The organism is Curtobacterium sp. VKM Ac-1395 (genome assembly GCF_015350975.1).
Classification (GTDB): Bacteria; Actinomycetota; Actinomycetes; order Actinomycetales; family Microbacteriaceae; genus Curtobacterium.
This window is the reverse complement of the sequence record NZ_JADKRX010000001.1, coordinates 732,606-749,187: the sequence shown is the minus strand read 5'-3', so window position 1 is coordinate 749,187 and position 16,582 is coordinate 732,606. Positions and strand designations below refer to the sequence as shown.

Here is a 16,582-nt window from a genome sequence, read left to right as displayed (position 1 = left end):
CCATGACCCACCCACGTTCCGGCACGCTCATCGTCAAGACCGACATCGCGCTCGACGTCATGCTCCGTGACCAGCTCCGGTACCTCGACTCCACGGAGCTGGCGCCCGTGCGCGTCGCGTCCGACGACACCGGACGGCTCGGACGCGTCCGGGCGCGCGAGGGCGTCGACTCCCACGTCATCTCGCTCGAGCGCGAACCGTCGCCCATCGCCGACCTGCGCGGACTGGTCCAGCTGATCGCGCTGATGCGACGCCTCCGGCCGTACCGCGTCGTCTACGGCACCCCGAAGGCGACCCTGCTCGCCGGCCTCGCGGCGCGGATCTGCCGCGTGCCGGTGAGGATCCAGGTCCTGCACTGCCTCCGGCTGGAGACGACGAGCGGACTGTTCCGCCGGTTCCTCCTGATGACCGAGCGGCTCGCCCTGGCACTGTCGACGCACACGGTCGCGGTCAGCCACGGGCTGCGCTCGCGCCTCGCGGAACTGGGGGTCGACGTGGCGCGCGTCGACGTCATCGGGAAGGGGTCAGTGGTCGGGGTCGACGGGCAGCGTGCTCGCCGGATCGGTGAGGACGCCGCACTCCGCCGCGAGCAACGTCGTGCGCTCGGTGTCCGTCCCGACGAACTCGTCGTCGGGTTCGTCGGACGAGTCACCCGCGACAAGGGGATCGAGGAGCTGGTCCGGGCGGTCGCGGCACTCCGGGACGAGGGCCTGCCCCTCCGCCTCGCCCTGATCGGACCCGACGAGGGCACGGACGCGCTGGACGCCGACGTCCGTGGACTCCTCGGCAGGCCGTGGGTCACGAGCACCGGGAACCTGACGGACCCGGCGGAGGTGTTCGCCGCCTTCGACGTGTTCTGCCTGCCGTCCCACCGCGAGGGGCTGCCGACCGTCGTCCTCGAAGCCTGGGCGACGGGGATCCCCGTGGTCGTGACCGACTGCACCGGGATCCGGGACCTGGTCGTCGACGGGCAGACCGGCGTGGTCGTGCCCACGGGCGACCACCGCGCGCTCGCCGCAGGACTCCGCGGCGTGCTCGGTGACGAGGCGCTCGGTGCGCGTCTCCGTGCTGCGGGTCGTGACGAGGTCGAGCAGCACTTCGACCGCACCGGTGTCTGGGAACGGTGCGCGCAGTACTTCCTGGACGCCAGGCCCCGCTGAGACAGGATGCCCGTCCTGGCGCGGGACGGGCATCCGCCGCATCAGGCGGCCGGCAGCCCGACGAGCGCCGACGGCTCGTGACGCTCCGATGCACCCGCGGCCGACCACGCCGACGACACCGCTTCCGTGATCGAGCAGCTCGCAGACCAGTCGAGCAGTCGGACCGCACGCTCGACATCGGCCACCACGATCGCCGGGTCGCCCGACCGTGCGGGGGCGTCCTGCGTCGCGATCCGGATGCCGGTGACCGCCTCGGCGATCTCCACCACACGGCGGACGGACGTGCCGGTCCCCGTCCCGATGTTGAACGCGTGGGCACCCGAGGTGGACTCGAGGTGGTCGAGCGCGGCGACGTGCGCGCGGGCGAGGTCCAGCACGTGGACGAAGTCCCGGACACAGGTGCCGTCGGGTGTCGGGTGGTCGGTCCCGAACACCGGGACGGTCCGACCCTGCCGCGCCGCCCGGAGGACGATCGGGATGAGGTTCGCGACGCCGTCGTCCGCGAGCTCCGGCCACCCGGCGCCAGCGACGTTGAAGTAGCGCAGGTTCGCCGCACGCAGGCCCCATGCCCGTGCCGCGTTCTCGGTCATCCACTCGCCGATGAGCTTCGACTGCCCGTACGGGTTGGCTGGCGCGCAGCGGTGGTCCTCGGCCACGAGCGGCTCCGTCGTCTCGCCGTAGACCGCGGCGGACGACGAGAACACCAGGCGATCGACACCCACGCGCTCCATCGCGGCGAGCAGGGTCACGAGGCCGCCCACGTTGCGGTCCATGTAGCGCGTCGGGAACGCCATCGACTCGCCGACCTGCTTCATGGCAGCGAGGTGGACGACGTCGGTGACGCCGTGGTCGACGAGCCCCCGCTCGAGGACGTCGGACGCGGCGGCAGATGCGAGGTCGACCCGGAGGTCGAGTGGGGCACCGAGCCGACGCGCTGCGCCGGTGGAGAGGTCGTCGAGGGTCACGACGCGATCACCCCGGTCACGGAGGACACGAGCGACGTGGGAGCCGATGTAGCCGGCCGCGCCGGTGACGAGGACGGTCTTCAGAGGGCGCAGGAGAACGGACATCAAACCAGTGTACCAACATGTGATATTGCAACACCACGGTACGTCTTGAGCTAGGGCAGTAGTGTCGACCCCGTGCGCTGGAGTCGAGTGAACTGGCCCTCGGTGGGCTACGTGTCCCTCGAGGACTTCGACGGACAGCCCGAGCACATCGCACGGCTGCTCGTGGACGCTCCTCCTCCGGTCGCAGCCCTCGCCACCGTGCGCTGGACCGACGCCCGGGTCGCGACCCTGCGCAGCGAAGCGGCACACCGACACGCCTCTGATGCCCCGACGGACGCGGCAGACGACGGGACGACCGACACCACCGCGATCCCGGGGCACGGCCTGCCCGACCCGGTGGTCGTGCACGCCGAGGTCGTCGTCCGGAACGACGAGGTGCTCGACACCGCCGACGGACTCTGGCGGCGCTGGAACCATGCCCGTGTGACCCTGCGCTTCGACGACGCCGTGATCGACCCGCCCGACGTGGACGCCGGCGCGGTGCTGGCCGGGGACGCCCACATCGCCCGCGGCGAGCTCGACCACGTGACCGGTGCGGACGCCTGGGAACTGCGGCTGCTCGTCTCCCCCGTCGGCGAGGTCGCGATCCGGTTCCGGGACGCCCAGGTCTCGGTGCGCAGCGTCGACGAGTCCGACTACGACGTGCTCGGCGACCGCCCGACACGCGGCTGGCACGGCCCGGTGCCCGACGGCTGGGTGGAGTGGGCGACCGAGGGCGTCCGCGCCGCCGCGTACGGCGACCTCGGTGGGCTGCACCTCGCCGACGACGCCAGCGACGTCGACGACGTCGACCCGCGATGGGGCTTCGCCCCGCTGCACGCCGCCGCGTGGTTCGACCGGCCCGAGATGCTCGAGGAGCTCCTCCGCCGCGGGGCGACGCTCGCCCTGGTGGACTCCGAGGGGCGGACGCCGCTGACGCTGGCGGTCGACCGCGACGCCCGGCGGGCACTCCGGGTCCTGATCGCGGCGGGCGCCGACCTGGAGGCTCGGGACAGTGACGGCACCACCCCGGTCGTCCGCGCTGCATGGGGTGGCCACGCGGAGGTCGTGCGGGCCCTCGCCGCCGCGGGTGCCGACGTCCGGGCCCGGGGCTCGCGCGGTGCGACCCTGCTCATCGCGGCGGTCGACTCCGCGGACGTGGACACGGTCCGCGCGGTGCTCGCCCTGGACGTGGACCGTGCCGCCGAGGACGACGAGGGCTCCACCGCCGCGGACCGCGCTGGGCTCCTCCGCGACGGCGCGATCACGGCCCTGCTCGCCGCGGACGCGACCGACTAGCGACCCGACCCGACCCGACCGGGCACCCGACACGAGGCACCGGGGCCGGCCACGGCCGGACCGAGCCGGCGCGACGGACGCGGGACGAGCCTCCCGTCAGACGGTCAGGGCGTTGGCGGACGCGACGCCGCCGTACCAGTGCGCCGAGGGCTTCGGGGTGCGCGCGAAGGTCTCGCGGTCCCACGCGACGAGACCGAAGGTCGGCCGGAAGCCGGACGCCCACTCGTAGTTGTCGAGCAGCGACCAGTGCTGGTAGCCGCGGACGTCGATGCCGTCCTCGATGCAGCGGTGGACGCCCTCGAGCGCACCCTGCGTGTAGGCGATGCGGCGGGTGTCGTCCGCGGTGGCGATTCCGTTCTCGGTGACCATGACCGGCACGTGACCGGACAGCTCCCAGGCGCTGCGGATGCCGGCCGCAGCGGCCTCGGGCCAGAACTCCCAGCCGGTCAACGTGGTCTCGACGTCGTCCGAGACGGGCAGCGGGCCGTCGGTGCCGATGAACGTGCGTGTGTAGGCCTGGACGCCGACGAAGTCGTCGCCCGCGGACTGCTCCAGGTACCAGTCGTCACGCGGGTACCCGTACTCGCGGAGCTTCTCGGCCGAGCCCGGCTGGTCGGTCTCCTGGAACGCCTGGGTCGCGATGGTCCACCCGGACTGGAGGCCCGACACCTGTCCCAGGACCTCGCGCGACCGCTTGTGGCTGGCCAGCAGAGCGTCGGCCACCTGCAGGTCCGGGTTCGGCAGGCCGAAGGCCACCAGGTTGGCTGCGTCCTCGCCGCCGGCGAGCATCGCGGCGATGTTCGGCTCGTTGATCGTGCAGACGTAGCGGACGCCGTCCTGCACGACGGGGAGCGCGGCCTCGGTGTACCGGGCGAACAGGTCGGCGGCGTCGGGGGCACGCCAGAAGCCGTCGCGTTCGAACCAGCGCGGCACGGTGAAGTGCATGAGGGTGACGATCGGCTCGATGCCGGACTCGTGGCAGGCCTCGACCATGCGGCGGTAGTGGTCGACCTCGGCGCGGCTGACGAACCCGCGCTCGGGCTCGATGCGTGACCACTCGATGCTGAACCGGTAGGAGTTCAGGCCGAGGTCGGCGGCGATCCGGATGTCCTCGCGGTAGCGGTGGTAGCTGTCGGCCGCGTCGCCGGAGGGCTCGACGATCGTGGTGTCCGGTTCGTGCTCGTGCACCCACCAGTTGCTGTTGACGTTGTTGCCCTCGATCTGGTGGGCAGCCGTGGCGGCACCCCAGAGGAAGCCGTCGGGGAAGTGCAGCGAAACGATGATGGTGCCTTTCAGTGGGCGGACAGGAACCGGTCGAAGACCTCGACGGTCCCCTGCGGGTTCTCGATCTGGGGGCCGTGCCAGCTCTCCGGGATCACGACGTACTCGGCGCCGGTGTCCTCGGCCATGGCCCGCTGCCACGGGATCGGCCAGGCGCCGTCCCACTCCCCGTGCGTGACGAGGACGGGGAGCCCGGTGGCGCGGAGTTCGGCGGAGCTGTCGGTGTGGTCCTCGAGGATGTGGCCGCCGGCGACGATGCTCAGGGGGCTCGTGGCATCGAAGCGCTCGCGGACCATGCGCACGTCGTCGGGCAGCTCCTCGTCGGGGCGGTAGGCCCAGAGCGGGTTCGTGGCGTCGAACAGCGTGCGGTTGTTCCCGCCGGTGTCGTGCATGATCGTCAGCTCGGTGACCTTCCGGTACGGCCAGCCGTACGGGCCGGAGCAGAACTGCACGACGTCGCGGAAGGCGCTCGGGTCCTGGATCGCGGCGGCGCGGACGATCACCCCGCCGAGCGAGTGCCCGACCAGGTGCACGGGAGCGCCGTCGTCGAGCAACCGGGCGACCCGGACCACGTCGGCGGCCTCTTCTTCCAAGGCGTGGTCCCGGGGTTCGGTCGGCGCCACGGAGTCGGCCTGGCCGCGGCGGCTGATCGCGACCGCGGTCCAGCCGGCGTCACGGAGCAGGGGCATGAACGTGCGCCAGTCCTCCTTCGAGCCGGTGTACCCGGGGACGACGAGCACGACGCCCTTCGACGGGCCCGTCGGGACGACGCGGTAGGCGGTGAGCCGGCCGACGGGCAGGTCGATGCCGACGACGTCGACGCCCTCGGGGGTGGGCAGGTGGCCGAACGGCGGGACGGCGGGGAACGCGTGCAGGTTCGTCATGCCGACAGCCTTCTCCGGGGATTGGGCACGGCGTCCAGCAGCGCGACCGTGTAGTCGTCCTGCGGGTGCTGCAGCACGTCGGCGGTCCGACCCCGCTCGACCACAGCGCCGTCGTGAAGCACCATGATGTCGTCGGTGATGAGCCGGGCGCTCAACAGGTCGTGCGTGATGTAGAGGAGCGAGACGCCCCACTGCTCGCGCAGGTCCTCGAGGAGTGCGAGCACCCCGGCACGCAGGGTCACGTCGAGCATCGAGACCGGCTCGTCGGCGATGATCACCTGCGGGTCACTCGCGAGCGCCCGGGCGATGACGACGCGCTGCCGCTGCCCGCCGGAGAGCTGGTGCGGGAGCTTCTGCGCGAACTGCTCCACGGGCGTCAGGCCCACGGTCTCGAGGAGCTCGAGCACGCGGCGTCGGGCGTCCTTGCCGCGCAGCCCGGTGTAGTTCACGACCGGACGGGTGAGCGTGTACTCCACCGTGTGCAGCGGGTTGAGCGCCGAGTACGGGTCCTGGAACACCATCTGCACCTCGGAGCGCAGGTCGCGCATGCCCCGACGGCCGAGCTTCGCCACGTCGAGGTCACCGAACCGGACGGTGCCCGAGCTCGGCTTCTCGACGCCGGTGAGCAGCTTCGCGATGGTCGACTTGCCGGAGCCCGACTGGCCGACGAGTGCGAGGGACTGCCCCGGTTCGAGCGTGAACGACACGTCGCGGACGGCCCGCACCGGATCCTCGCCACGACGGGGCGGGGCGTAGGTCTTCACGAGGTGGTCGACGACGATCGGGTTCCGCGCCGCGCTGCGCTCGCGCGAGCCGACCGTGGCGTGGGAGGTGGTGGCCTCCTGCCGCTTCTCGCCGTGTTCCGCACGGAGCGAGCGGTCCGGGAACCCGGGCAGGGACACGACCGACGCCCTCGGGTCGGCGTAGTGCGACAGGAGCATCTGCGTGTACGGGTCCTGCGGGGCACGGAGCACCTCGCGCGACCCGCCGTCCTCGACGATCCGGCCCTCGTGCATGACGAGGACGCGCTCGGTGGCCTCGAGCACGATGCCGAGGTCGTGGCTGATGAGCACCGCCGTGAAGCCCTCGGCACGCTGCAGCTCGATGATCGTGTCCATCACCGCGTGCTGCACGAGGACGTCGAGCGCCGTGGTCGGCTCGTCGAACACCATGAGCTGCGGTTCGAGCGACAGCGCCAGGGCGATCGACACGCGCTGCCGCATGCCGCCGGACAGCTCGCCGGGGAACCGCGCCAGCATCGAGTCGGGCAGCTTCACCTTGCCGACGAGCTCCCGCATCCGGCTGTCCCACCGCTCGCGCGGCACGTGGCCGTGGGCCTTGAAGACGTCGATGAAGTGGTTGCGGATCGTGCGCACCGGGTTGAGCGCGTTCATGCCCGACTGCAGCACCATCGCGAAGCCGCCCTGGCGCTGCTGCCGGAGCTCCTCGTCGCCGAGGTCGCGGATGTCCTTCCCCGCGAACACGATGCTGCCGCCGTTCGTCCGCGCCGGGGGCTTCTGCAGCCGGGTCAGCGCGTAGCCGAGCGTCGACTTGCCGGAGCCGGACTCGCCGACCAGGCCGACGAACTCGCCCTTCCGCAGGGAGAACGACACGTGGTCGACCGCCTGGACGGCGGTCTGGCCGGACGACTCGTAGACGACCGACAGGTCGCGGACGTCCAGCAGGACGTCACCGGCGGTGGACCCGCCGGACGGGAGGCTCGTGGCGGCGCCGGTGGGGGCCTCCAGTCCGGTGGTGGGGACGGGACGTGCACCGCTCATGCGGTCGCCTCCTTGCGCTTCGGGCGCGCGCCTTCGCGCAGACGCGGGTTCGACACGGCGTCGACGCCGAAGTTGATCAGGGTGAGGCTCATCGCGAGGAGGGCGATGCAGAGCCCGGGGGCGAACAGCAGGATCCACTGGCCGGTGAGCAGCGCGTTCGAGTTCTGCGCCCAGTAGAGGATCGTGCCCCAGCTGACGATCGAGGAGTCGCCGAGGCCGAGGAACTCCAGGCCGGCCTCGGCCAGGATCGCGCTCGTGGCGGCGCCGAAGAAGCTGCCGACGATGAGGCTCGTCATGTTCGGCAGGATCTCGCGGAAGACGATGCGGGTGGCACCCTCGCCGGAGAACTGCGCGGCCGTCACGAAGTCCCGACCACGGAGGGACTGCGTCTGACTGCGCAGGACGCGAGCGCCCCAGGCCCAGCCGGTGACGACGATCACCGCGATGATGACCGCGATGCCGCCGTTCTGCAGGTAGGCCGCGATGACGATCATGAGCGGCAGGCCCGGGATCACCAGGAACAGGTTCACGATGAAGCCGATGACCTCGGCGATCCAGCCACGGACGTAGCCCCAGCTGAGGCCGATCGCGACGGCGACGAGCGTGGAGAGGATGCCCGCGACCGCGCCGACCATGACCGAGATGCGGGCGCCGTAGATCAGCTGGGAGAGGACGTCCTCGCCGGCGGCGGTGGTGCCCATCCAGTGGGCCCACGTGGCGTCCTCGCTGCGCGGGAAGCCGTTCTGGCTGGCGCCGTACGGGGCGAGGAGGGGTGCCGCGATCGCCACGACGACGAACACCGCGAGGACGACGATGCCGATCCTGGCCTTGGTGTTCGACCAGACGACGCCGAACTGGCGGGCGGCGGACCTGAGCCTGGACGGGGCCTGCTGTTCCGGTGCGTCCTGCGTGCGGACTGCGACGGTTGCGTCGGGTGTGCTCGTGTTCGTCATCGGCGCGTCCTCGGGTCCAGGACGCCGTACAGCACGTCCACGATGAAGTTGGCGATGAGCACCGACACGGTGATCATCAGGAAGAGCGCCTGCATGAGCGGGTAGTCCTGCCCGATGACGGCGTTGAACAGCAGGTAGCCGATGCCCGGGTACCCGAACACCTGCTCGACGAGCACCGAGCCACCGACCACACCGCCGAGGGCCAGGCCGAAGCCGGTCAGGTTCGGCAGGATCGCGTTGCGGGCGGCGTAGCGGATGGCCACGGTGCGACCGCGCAGGCCGTTCGCCTCGGCGAAGGTGACGTAGTCGTCGCCGAGCGTGTTGATCATCGCGTTGCGCATGCCGATGATCCACCCGCCCAGGCTGGTCACCAGGATCGTCACCGCCGGCAGGACCGCGTGCTGCAGGGCGTCACCCGTGAACGCCAGGTTCAGGCCGGGGGTGGTCGTCGCCGAGTACGCGCCGGTGGTCGGGAACCAGTGCAGGACGTAGCCGAGGAAGAACAGCAGGAGCAGCGCCGTCCAGAAGTACGGGAACGTCGACATGAACGACCCCGACAGGGTGGGGAGCGAGTCGAGCCAGGTCCCCCGCTTCCAGGCCGCCGCGATGCCGATCAGGGTGCCGAGGACGAACGCCAGGATCGTCACGACCCCGACCAGGATCAGTGTGTACGGCAGGGCCTTGCCGACGAGGTCGCCGACGGGCTGCGGGTAGAACGTGTAGCTCGTGCCGAAGTCGAGGGTGACGACCTGGTGCAGGTAGCTGCCGTACTGGGCCCAGAGGCTGCCGGTCGGGACGCCGAGCTGGGCCTCGATGGCCTTCTTCGTGGCGTCGGTGACGGGGCCGTTCTGGCTGAGCTTCGCGAGGGCCGCGTCGCTCGGGCTGCCCGGCATGAGGCGCGGGAGCACGAAGTTCAGCGTGACCGCGGCCCAGAGGGTCAGGACGAAGAGGACGAGTTTCTGGAGGATGTACTTCACTTGCCCTGCTCGCTCTCGGTCGCGACGATCGCGCGCCCGGCGGCGCTGTCGCGCAGCCGGAGCTTGGTGAAGATGAGCAACGGCGCGGAGTCGTAGTTCTGCGGGGCCATGTACGGGTCCTCCGCGCTCGGCCAGCCGACGAACTTGCCGGTGTTGAACAGGCCCCAGAGCCCGCCGTGGTACATGCCGATGACGGGCAGCTGGTCGTACACGATGGTCTGCAGCTGGTCGAGGATCTCCTGCTGCCGCGTCGTGTCCGTGGTGGCCTTGTACTCGTCGAGCAGCCGCTGCGTCGCCGGGTCCCGGTAGCGCTCGTAGTTGTTCACGGTCGACTTGCCGACGGGCTGGTAGAAGTCGGTCGACATGAGCGAGTTGAACGCCTGGTAGACGTCGCCGTTGCCCATGCCGCCCATCGCCATCTCGAAGGTGCCGTTGTTGATGGCCTGCTGGTACCCGGCGGGCTGCGGCGCGCTGATCGACACCTTGACGCCGATGGCGGTGAGGTCGCGGCGGACCTCCTGCGCGGCGCGGAGCCAGTCGGCGTAGCCGTTCGCGGTCGTGATGGTGATCTCGAGCTGCTTGCCGTCCTTGACGATCTTCCCGCCCTGCTCGACCCACCCGGACTTCGCGAACGACGCCTTCGCCGCGGCGACGTCCTGCGTGACCATGCCCTTGTCGGGGATGTCGGGGTTCGCGTACCGCTCCTGGTTCGGCAGGATCAGGCCGGTCTGGGCCGCCGCGGTGAGGTTGCCCTCGGTGGCGGTCTCGGCGATGTCGTCACGGTCGAGCGCGAGGGAGATGCCCCGGCGGACGTTGACGTCGTCGTACGGCGCCTTCGTCAGGTTCGGGATGAGGCCGATCACGCCCCCCGGCGGGAACCAGTACGTGTTCGTGTCCGATGCGGCACCCCACGTGCCCTTGACGTCGGAGATGAACGAGTACGCCCAGTCGTAGCCGCGGGTGACGGTGTCGAGCTGCGTGTTCGTCGCCGGCAGGACGAGGTGCTTGATCGCGATCTTGCCCGCCTGCCAGTACCGCGGGTTCTTGTCCATCGAGTACTGCTGGTCGGAGTAGTTGCCGAGGACGAACGGCCCCGTGCCGACCGGGTTCGGGTCACGCCACGTCGTCGGGTCCTCGACCCTCCCCCAGTGGTGCTCGCCGAGGATGTACGTCTGGCCGATGATCGTCAGGCTCGGGACGTCGTCGGACTTCAGGTGGAAGACCACGTGGTCGCCCTGCTGCTCGACGGTGTCGATGTGCTGCCAGGCGCCCTTGACGTCCATCGCGGGGAACTTCTTGAGCAGCTCGAACGTGAAGACGACGTCGCGCGCGGTGAACGGCGTGCCGTCGGACCACTCGACGCCGGTGCGGATCGTCATGTCGATCGTCCGGGCGTCCGGCTGCTCCCACGAGCTGGCGAGCCAGGGGTTCCGCTTGCCGTCGAGGGGGTTGACCTCGATGAGGGGCTCGTACATCCACTTCGACGCCGTGCGGGCGTTCGTGATGTACGGGTTGAAGTTGCGGTCGAACAGCGGGTTGCCGTGGTCGGCGTTGATGAGCATCGTGTCCTTGCCGATGCTCGGGTCCGGCTCCGACCGGACCTGGATGCTGCAGCCGGTCGCCGCGAGGGCCACGACCGCGATGCCGGCGAGGGCTGCGACGAGGCGGCCGCGCCGCGTGTGCGGCGTGCTCCGCGACTCGCGCCTCGTGCGCCGTGGGGTGCGCTGTGGGGGAAGCGTCATTGCTCGGTCGACCTCCGTGTCGAGTGGGTACGAGGGTCAATGTATGCGCTTACATCACGCCGCGCAAGTCGTGGTGCTGCGGAGCAGCCGGCACTACAGGGTCGGGGGGCAGCTCTCGCGCAGGAGCACCTCGACGGGGAGCCGCACGGCACGCGGCGGCCCCTCGCGGCGCTCCAGCCGGTCGACGATCGCCACGACCGCGGCCCGCCCGAGCTCCCCCATCGGCTGGTGCACGGTGGTGAGCCTCGGCGTGGAGAACCGACCGGCGTCGATGCCGTCGAAGCCCGTCACGACGATGTCCTCCGGCACCCGGAGCCCCGCCGCGAGCACCGCGTCGAGCGCCCCCAGCGCGGACTGGTCGTTCGAGCAGACGATGGCCCGCGGTGGGGTGTCCGCCAGCAGTGCGACCGCCAGCTCCCGCGCCCGGCCCCGTCCGAAGTCGCCGTGCACGGTGCGGACGGAACGGGGCTCGACCCCGTGGTCGTCGAGCGCCTGGCGGAACCCCGCCGAGCGTTCCTGGTCGTCCGGGGAGTCGATCGGCCCCGCGACGTAGGCGATCGACCGGATGCCGAGCCGACCGATCACGTGTGCGGCCAGGGTGCGCATGCCCGCGGCGTTGTCGACGCTGACGGAGTCGAACCCGTGCGAGCGCCGGTCGTCCGCGAGCACCACCACGGGCACCCGGCGGGCGACGTGCTCGAGCAGCTCGTCCGGCACGGTCTGCGCCAGCACGGCGAGGCCGTCCACCCGCCCGGCGACGTCGTTCACGATGACGTCGCGGGAGGGGCCGCGCCCGGCGGCGACCATGAGGGCGAGGCCGCGCTGCCAGGCCTCGGTCTCGGCGCCGCGGAGCACCTCGTCGAAGTACAGGTTGGACGCGAACGGCTGCGTCACGTGTCGGCGGTCGTCGACGACCCGCACCCCGCCGTCCGTCACGAGCCCCGGTCGCTCGTCCGGCACCACGTCGAACCCGGGCAGCAGGAGTCCGATCACGCCGGTCCGCTTGCCCGCCAATGCCCGGGCGTTCCCCGACGGCACGTAGCCGAGGTGCCGGATGGCAGCCTGCACGCGGTCGCGTGTGCCCTCGCGGACGGCGTCGGGTGTGCGGAGGACGCGGGAGACGGTGGCGATGGACACCCCGGAGGCGGCGGCGACGTCGTAGACCGTGGGAGGTGCGGTGCGCTGCTCGGCCAACCAGGGCCTCCCGTCCGTCCGCTCGTGCGCGCCGGAGGCGAGCCGCCCCGACCGCCGACCATCCTAGGCACCCCGTCTCGACACACTTCTCCACAACCGCTGCCAGGCCCTTGCGGCGGACGGCAGCAGCGGATCACACTGGGGCGACCTCAGTACGTCCCGTGAGGAAGCGCAACCAGCGGGCGGTGCCCGCATCGACGCGGGCCGAGCCCGCCTACGGGAAGGACGACACGAGATGTCACAGTCGACGCAGTCAGGACGCCGCGACGCGGTCAGGGTCAGCCTGGACGAAGCCGAGGTGCGCGAAGCACTCCTCGAACGCACGCACGAACCGCGGGAGGGCGCAGCCGCCTTCGCGCAGCTCGACGGCGCGGACGGGCGCACGCGCATCGAGTGAGCGGCGCCGCGGCCGGATCAGGACGCGGCACACGGCCATGGAGGCCCGGCTCGCCCCCGCAGGGCGGGTCGGGTCCCGCGCGCGGTCGCGTCCGGACACGAGCACGACTGTGCGGGGGCAGTTGCCCTCAGGCCGTGGGCGACGTCCGGTCGGTCGCGCCGATGATCGCCATGCCGGCACCGCGCAGTCGTCGGCGCTCCTGGGCGATCCAGGCGATCAGGCGGTCGTTCGTCCCGGCGACGTGCGCGGCGAGCAGGTCGGCCGCACGGTCGGCGTCCCCGGCCTGCACGGCGTCGAGGACGGCGCTGTGCTCGTCCCACGCGGCGTCGCGGGCCTCAGGCGTGCGGACCTCGATCCAGCGGGTGCGTTCGAGCCGGGTGAGGGCGTCGCCGATGGCGTCCGTGACGAACCGGTTGCCGCCGAGCGCCGCCAGGTCGAGGTGGAACGTCGAGCCCATCCGGATGCCGGCCTGCTGGTCGGGCGTCGGACGGAGGGCGTCGAGGTGCGCCCGGACCTCGGCGAGCGCTGCGGCGTCCGCCCGCTCGACGGCGAACCGGACGGCGGCGGGCTCGAGCACGCCACGGAGTTCGGCGAGCGAGGCGATCTCGTCGAGGTCGATCGGCGTGACCGTCCACGAGCGACCCTCGTGCAGGATGAGCCCCTCGCGTTCGAGCCGGGACAGGGCCGCGCGGACGGGGGTTCGCGACGCGTGGAACCGGGCTTCGAGCCCGCGTTCGGAGATGCGCTCCCCCGGCGCGATCTCGAGCGTCAGGATCGCGGCGCGCAGGTTGTCGTAGAGCTGGGCCGTCTGCGACACGGGCGCTGCGTCGGTCGGTTCGGTCACGACGGACCAGCGTAGCGGCGGAGCGGTCCGGATGGTATACCGTTTTGGTATACCAAACCGTTCCGCGACGAAACGACGGCCATGACCACGACTGCCTCCGCGCCCACGACCACCGCCCGCGCGTGGTCGATGCTCGCGCTCGGCGTGGCCGCACAGGCAGCGGGCACGCTCGTCGTCTCGGCCCCGGCCCTGCTCATCTCGTACCTGCACGCGCACGGCACACCCCTGCCGGTCGCCGGGGTGCTCGCCGCCGCGCCGACCTTCGGCATGGTGCTGACGCTCATCGCGTGGGGAGCGCTCACCGACCGGATCGGCGAGCGGGTCGTCATCGCGGGCGGGCTCGTCCTGACCACCCTCGCTGCGGTCGGTGCATGGCTGGCTGCGGGTGACCCGGTGCTGCTCGGCCTGGCGTTCCTGGCGGGCGGGATGACGAGCGCGTCGACGAACGCCGCCAGCGGACGGGTCGTGGTGGGGTGGTTCCCGAAGGAGCGGCGCGGCCTGGCGATGGGGATCCGGCAGATGTCGCAGCCGCTCGGCGTGACGCTCGCGGCGGTCACGGTGCCGCAGCTCGCCGAGACGTCCGGCATCCGGGCGGCCCTGGTGCTGCCCATCGTGCTGTGCGCGGTGCTCGCCGTGCTCTGTGCGATCGGCATCGCCAACCCGCCGCGACCGGCACGCAGTGACGCTCCCGCGGCCCACGTCGCCAACCCCTACCGGACGTCGGGCTTCCTGTGGCGGGTCCACGCGGTGTCCGTGCTGCTCGTGGTCCCGCAGTTCACGCTGTCGACGTACGGACTGGTGTGGCTCGTCGGGCTCGGGTGGCCCACGGCCGCGGCGGGGCTGCTCGTCGGGGCGTCGCAGTTCGTCGGGGCGATCGGGCGCATCCTCGTGGGGGTGTGGAGCGACCGGGCACGCTCCCGCGTCGGTCCGCTGCGGGTCGTCGCCGTGAGCGCGGCGGTCGTGATGGCCGTCATGGCGCTCGTCGACGTCTCCCACCTGGCGGGTGCCGCCGTGTTCCTCGTCGTGGCCACGAGTGTCACGGTCGCGGACAACGGGCTCGCGTACACGTCGGTCGCCGAGGCAGCGGGGCCGTTCTGGTCCGGCCGGGCCCTCGGCGCGCAGAACACCGGCCAGTTCATCGCGGCGAGCGCCGTCGGCCCGGGCATCGGTGCCCTGGTCGGGGTGCTCGGCTTCGCGGCGTCGTTCGGGATCGTGGCGGTGCTGCCGTTGCTGGCGCTGCCGTTGGTGCCGCGCTCCGACCGCTCGACCGGGTGAAGCCGGCGGGCGTTCCGACCCGAGACGTCCGCGGTGGCAGGTCGGATCGCGCGTGGAGGGTCGGGAGAACCCACCCTCGACGCACGATCCGACCTGCACCGCCCCGCGTCAGGCCGGGACGGCCGGGCCCACCCGCCACCGGAGCAGCGCTGACGCCGGTGCACCGCTCGGCAACGACGCGGCGTTGACGAGCACGAGCTCGGCGTCGGTCAGCACGATCGCCCGGACCAGGGCGCACACCGCGGGCACCTGCCCGAGCACCTCGACCCCGCCCGCCTGCTCGGGCGCCGTCGCCACCCAGGGTGCTGCGGCGAGGGCGTACAGCGTGCGGTCGCCGAGCGCCGCGGCGTCGAGAGCAACCACGGCCGCCTGTGCCTGCTGCAGCGCGTCGACCACGGGGCCGATCCCGCTGACGCTCTCGTTGTCGCCGCGGCCCTCGTGCGTGCGCAGGAGGTCCTGCACGTCGTGCCGCCGCGATGCGAGGACCCGCGCGAGTGCCAGGTCGACGTGCTGCACGAGCGCCTTCTCGGACGCGTCGTCGGCCCGCGGGTCGACGGCGACCTCGGTGACGAGCGCCCTGGTGGCCGCGGAGAGCTCTCCGCGCAGCAGTTCGCGGGCGCGGATGTCCCCCGCCACGACGATGAGCCGGGGCGAGGTGGTGCGGACGGCCTCCTCCAGCGCGGCGGCGACCTCACCGGCCGTCTGCTTCCAGATCTCCTCGGTGTGCTGCTGCCAGTGCGACTGCTTCCAGCCGTTCCCGGACTTGACCTTGTGCAGCGTGTCCGTGCGGCCCTGGACACGCTGCTCGTCCTCGGGGGCGCCGGACGGGGCGTGTCCGAGACGGTAGCCGCGGAAGCCACCGCCCTCGCGGCCGACCTGGACGACCAGGAACGGCAGGTCGAACGGGCGGTGTGCCAACAGCGGGAGCAGGTCGGGGACCGTGCCCGTGCCGACGGACTCCTGCCCGTGCAGGTGACCGGGGAGGACCTCGCTCAGCACGAGTTCGTCGTCGCGGACGAGCACGTAGCGGGCGACGGGCGCCGGGACGCCCGGCTGCTCGACGAGCTCCTCCTCGATGACCTCCACCGCCCGGCCCGAAGCGCCCTGCTGCTGCAGTCCGTCCGACACGGTGCGCCGCTGGAGCGCGGCGAGCCGACGGGGGTCCTCGCGGTTGCCGGAGGCGTCGACGTACGCCCAGGTCCAGGTGCCGGGAGCCTGCAGTGCCTCGACCAGGTCGGGCTGCAGCGCCGTTGTCTCACGCGTCGTCTGTGCCACCGTCCACCACCTCGTTCTCGGTCTCCTCGCCGGTCTCGGTCGTGAAGACGGTGTCGTCGCCGCCCACGGTGTCGCCGGCGACCGCGCCCCCGCCGATCGCGCCCCGGCCGTCCGTGTCCGTGACGACGTCGGCGTCGTCCTCGGGCAGGACGTCCGTGCTGTCGTCCTGCAGCTCGCCCTCGACCTCGCCGTCGTAGCCGGACGCCCGGAGCGTCTCGGCGTCGTCGGTGTCGTCGGGGACCGGCTCGGACTGCCGGAACTCCTCGACGTGGCTGTTGCTGCCGTGGCCCTGGACGATGCTCTGCGCCTCGTGCGCGAGCTGCTCGTCGAGCTCTGGCCGGTGGGTGGTGTTCCCGCGTTCAGCCATCAGTGCTCCTCCCGTTCGTGTCGCCGGTGGCGATCGCCGTCGGCGGCCTTCGTGCTTGCTCTGGGTCCCCACCGTCCGCGCTCCGAGCTGACGCCGTTCCAAGG

At 71.9% G+C, this 16,582-nt stretch carries 14 protein-coding genes; 3 read left to right on the top strand and 11 right to left on the bottom strand.

Translation table 11 applies throughout. The annotated features are described in order from the left end of the window. Nucleotides 1-2 precede the first annotated feature (2 nt). Complete coding sequence (locus tag ITJ68_RS03805) at nt 3-1,160, top strand: glycosyltransferase (RefSeq protein WP_194659971.1); 1,158 nt, start codon at nt 3-5, stop codon at nt 1,158-1,160. A 41-nt stretch (nt 1,161-1,201) separates the two neighbouring features. Here ITJ68_RS03805 and galE read toward each other — a convergent pair whose 3' ends face one another. Then, on the bottom strand, nt 1,202-2,230 hold the full coding sequence (gene galE / locus ITJ68_RS03800; protein WP_194659970.1) for a UDP-glucose 4-epimerase GalE: 1,029 nt from the start codon (nt 2,228-2,230) through the stop codon (nt 1,202-1,204). Nucleotides 2,231-2,302: 72 nt separating this feature from the next. Between galE and ITJ68_RS19475 the strand changes: the two genes are divergently transcribed. After that, nucleotides 2,303-3,508 carry an ankyrin repeat domain-containing protein gene (locus tag ITJ68_RS19475; protein WP_194659969.1) on the top strand — a complete coding sequence of 402 codons (1,206 nt, stop codon included), beginning with the start codon at nt 2,303-2,305 and terminating at the stop codon, nt 3,506-3,508. Between the two features lie 96 nt (nt 3,509-3,604). Here ITJ68_RS19475 and ITJ68_RS03790 read toward each other — a convergent pair whose 3' ends face one another. From ITJ68_RS03790 to ITJ68_RS03755, 8 genes are all read right to left on the bottom strand, one after another. Further along, nucleotides 3,605-4,780, bottom strand: coding sequence for a glycoside hydrolase family 1 protein (locus ITJ68_RS03790; RefSeq protein WP_228504720.1), 1,176 nt, complete (start codon nt 4,778-4,780; stop codon nt 3,605-3,607). Nucleotides 4,781-4,800: 20 nt separating this feature from the next. Next, on the bottom strand, nt 4,801-5,673 hold the full coding sequence (locus ITJ68_RS03785; protein WP_194659968.1) for an alpha/beta fold hydrolase: 873 nt from the start codon (nt 5,671-5,673) through the stop codon (nt 4,801-4,803). Continuing rightward, complete coding sequence (locus ITJ68_RS03780; protein WP_228504455.1) at nt 5,670-7,454, bottom strand: ABC transporter ATP-binding protein; 1,785 nt, start codon at nt 7,452-7,454, stop codon at nt 5,670-5,672. The genes ITJ68_RS03785 and ITJ68_RS03780 overlap by 4 nt, the downstream gene beginning before the upstream one ends. Continuing rightward, nucleotides 7,451-8,407: an ABC transporter permease gene (locus ITJ68_RS03775; protein WP_194659967.1), complete on the bottom strand. Its 957-nt coding sequence runs from the start codon at nt 8,405-8,407 to the stop codon at nt 7,451-7,453. Before ITJ68_RS03775 ends, ITJ68_RS03780 begins: the two co-directional genes overlap by 4 nt. After that, nucleotides 8,404-9,384: an ABC transporter permease gene (locus tag ITJ68_RS03770; protein WP_071279662.1), complete on the bottom strand. Its 981-nt coding sequence runs from the start codon at nt 9,382-9,384 to the stop codon at nt 8,404-8,406. The genes ITJ68_RS03775 and ITJ68_RS03770 overlap by 4 nt, the downstream gene beginning before the upstream one ends. Next, a complete protein-coding gene (locus ITJ68_RS03765; protein WP_228504454.1) occupies nt 9,381-11,126 on the bottom strand; it encodes an ABC transporter substrate-binding protein in 1,746 nt (581 codons plus the stop codon). The genes ITJ68_RS03770 and ITJ68_RS03765 overlap by 4 nt, the downstream gene beginning before the upstream one ends. Before the next feature lie 93 nt (nt 11,127-11,219). Next, nucleotides 11,220-12,320 (bottom strand): LacI family DNA-binding transcriptional regulator, encoded by a 1,101-nt coding sequence (locus ITJ68_RS03760; protein WP_194659966.1) that lies wholly within the window; start codon nt 12,318-12,320, stop codon nt 11,220-11,222. A gap of 524 nt (nt 12,321-12,844) precedes the next feature. Beyond that, the gene (locus ITJ68_RS03755) at nt 12,845-13,561 is read right to left on the bottom strand and encodes a GntR family transcriptional regulator (RefSeq protein ID WP_194659965.1); all 717 of its coding nucleotides are present in this window, start codon (nt 13,559-13,561) and stop codon (nt 12,845-12,847) included. An 81-nt stretch (nt 13,562-13,642) separates the two neighbouring features. Between ITJ68_RS03755 and ITJ68_RS03750 the strand changes: the two genes are divergently transcribed. Then, nucleotides 13,643-14,836 carry an MFS transporter gene (locus ITJ68_RS03750; protein ID WP_194659964.1) on the top strand — a complete coding sequence of 398 codons (1,194 nt, stop codon included), beginning with the start codon at nt 13,643-13,645 and terminating at the stop codon, nt 14,834-14,836. A 108-nt stretch (nt 14,837-14,944) separates the two neighbouring features. Here ITJ68_RS03750 and ITJ68_RS03745 read toward each other — a convergent pair whose 3' ends face one another. Both ITJ68_RS03745 and ITJ68_RS03740 read right to left on the bottom strand, forming a co-directional pair. After that, complete coding sequence (locus ITJ68_RS03745) at nt 14,945-16,111, bottom strand: Vms1/Ankzf1 family peptidyl-tRNA hydrolase (protein WP_194659963.1); 1,167 nt, start codon at nt 16,109-16,111, stop codon at nt 14,945-14,947. Further along, entirely contained in the window at nt 16,092-16,478 is a 387-nt protein-coding gene (locus ITJ68_RS03740) for a hypothetical protein (RefSeq protein ID WP_194659962.1), read from the bottom strand. The genes ITJ68_RS03745 and ITJ68_RS03740 overlap by 20 nt, the downstream gene beginning before the upstream one ends. Nucleotides 16,479-16,582 lie beyond the last annotated feature (104 nt).

Coding starts and splice junctions, on each gene's coding strand:
- galE (WP_194659970.1), bottom strand. CDS start 2,230: ATGTCCGTTCTCCTGCGCCCTCTGAAGACCGTCCTCGTCACCGGCGCG.
- ITJ68_RS03750 (WP_194659964.1), top strand. CDS start 13,643: ATGACCACGACTGCCTCCGCGCCCACGACCACCGCCCGCGCGTGGTCG.
- ITJ68_RS03805 (WP_194659971.1), top strand. CDS start 3: ATGACCCACCCACGTTCCGGCACGCTCATCGTCAAGACCGACATCGCG.
- ITJ68_RS03780 (WP_228504455.1), bottom strand. CDS start 7,454: ATGAGCGGTGCACGTCCCGTCCCCACCACCGGACTGGAGGCCCCCACC.
- ITJ68_RS03740 (WP_194659962.1), bottom strand. CDS start 16,478: ATGGCTGAACGCGGGAACACCACCCACCGGCCAGAGCTCGACGAGCAG.
- ITJ68_RS03785 (WP_194659968.1), bottom strand. CDS start 5,673: ATGACGAACCTGCACGCGTTCCCCGCCGTCCCGCCGTTCGGCCACCTG.
- ITJ68_RS03775 (WP_194659967.1), bottom strand. CDS start 8,407: ATGACGAACACGAGCACACCCGACGCAACCGTCGCAGTCCGCACGCAG.
- ITJ68_RS03765 (WP_228504454.1), bottom strand. CDS start 11,126: ATGACGCTTCCCCCACAGCGCACCCCACGGCGCACGAGGCGCGAGTCG.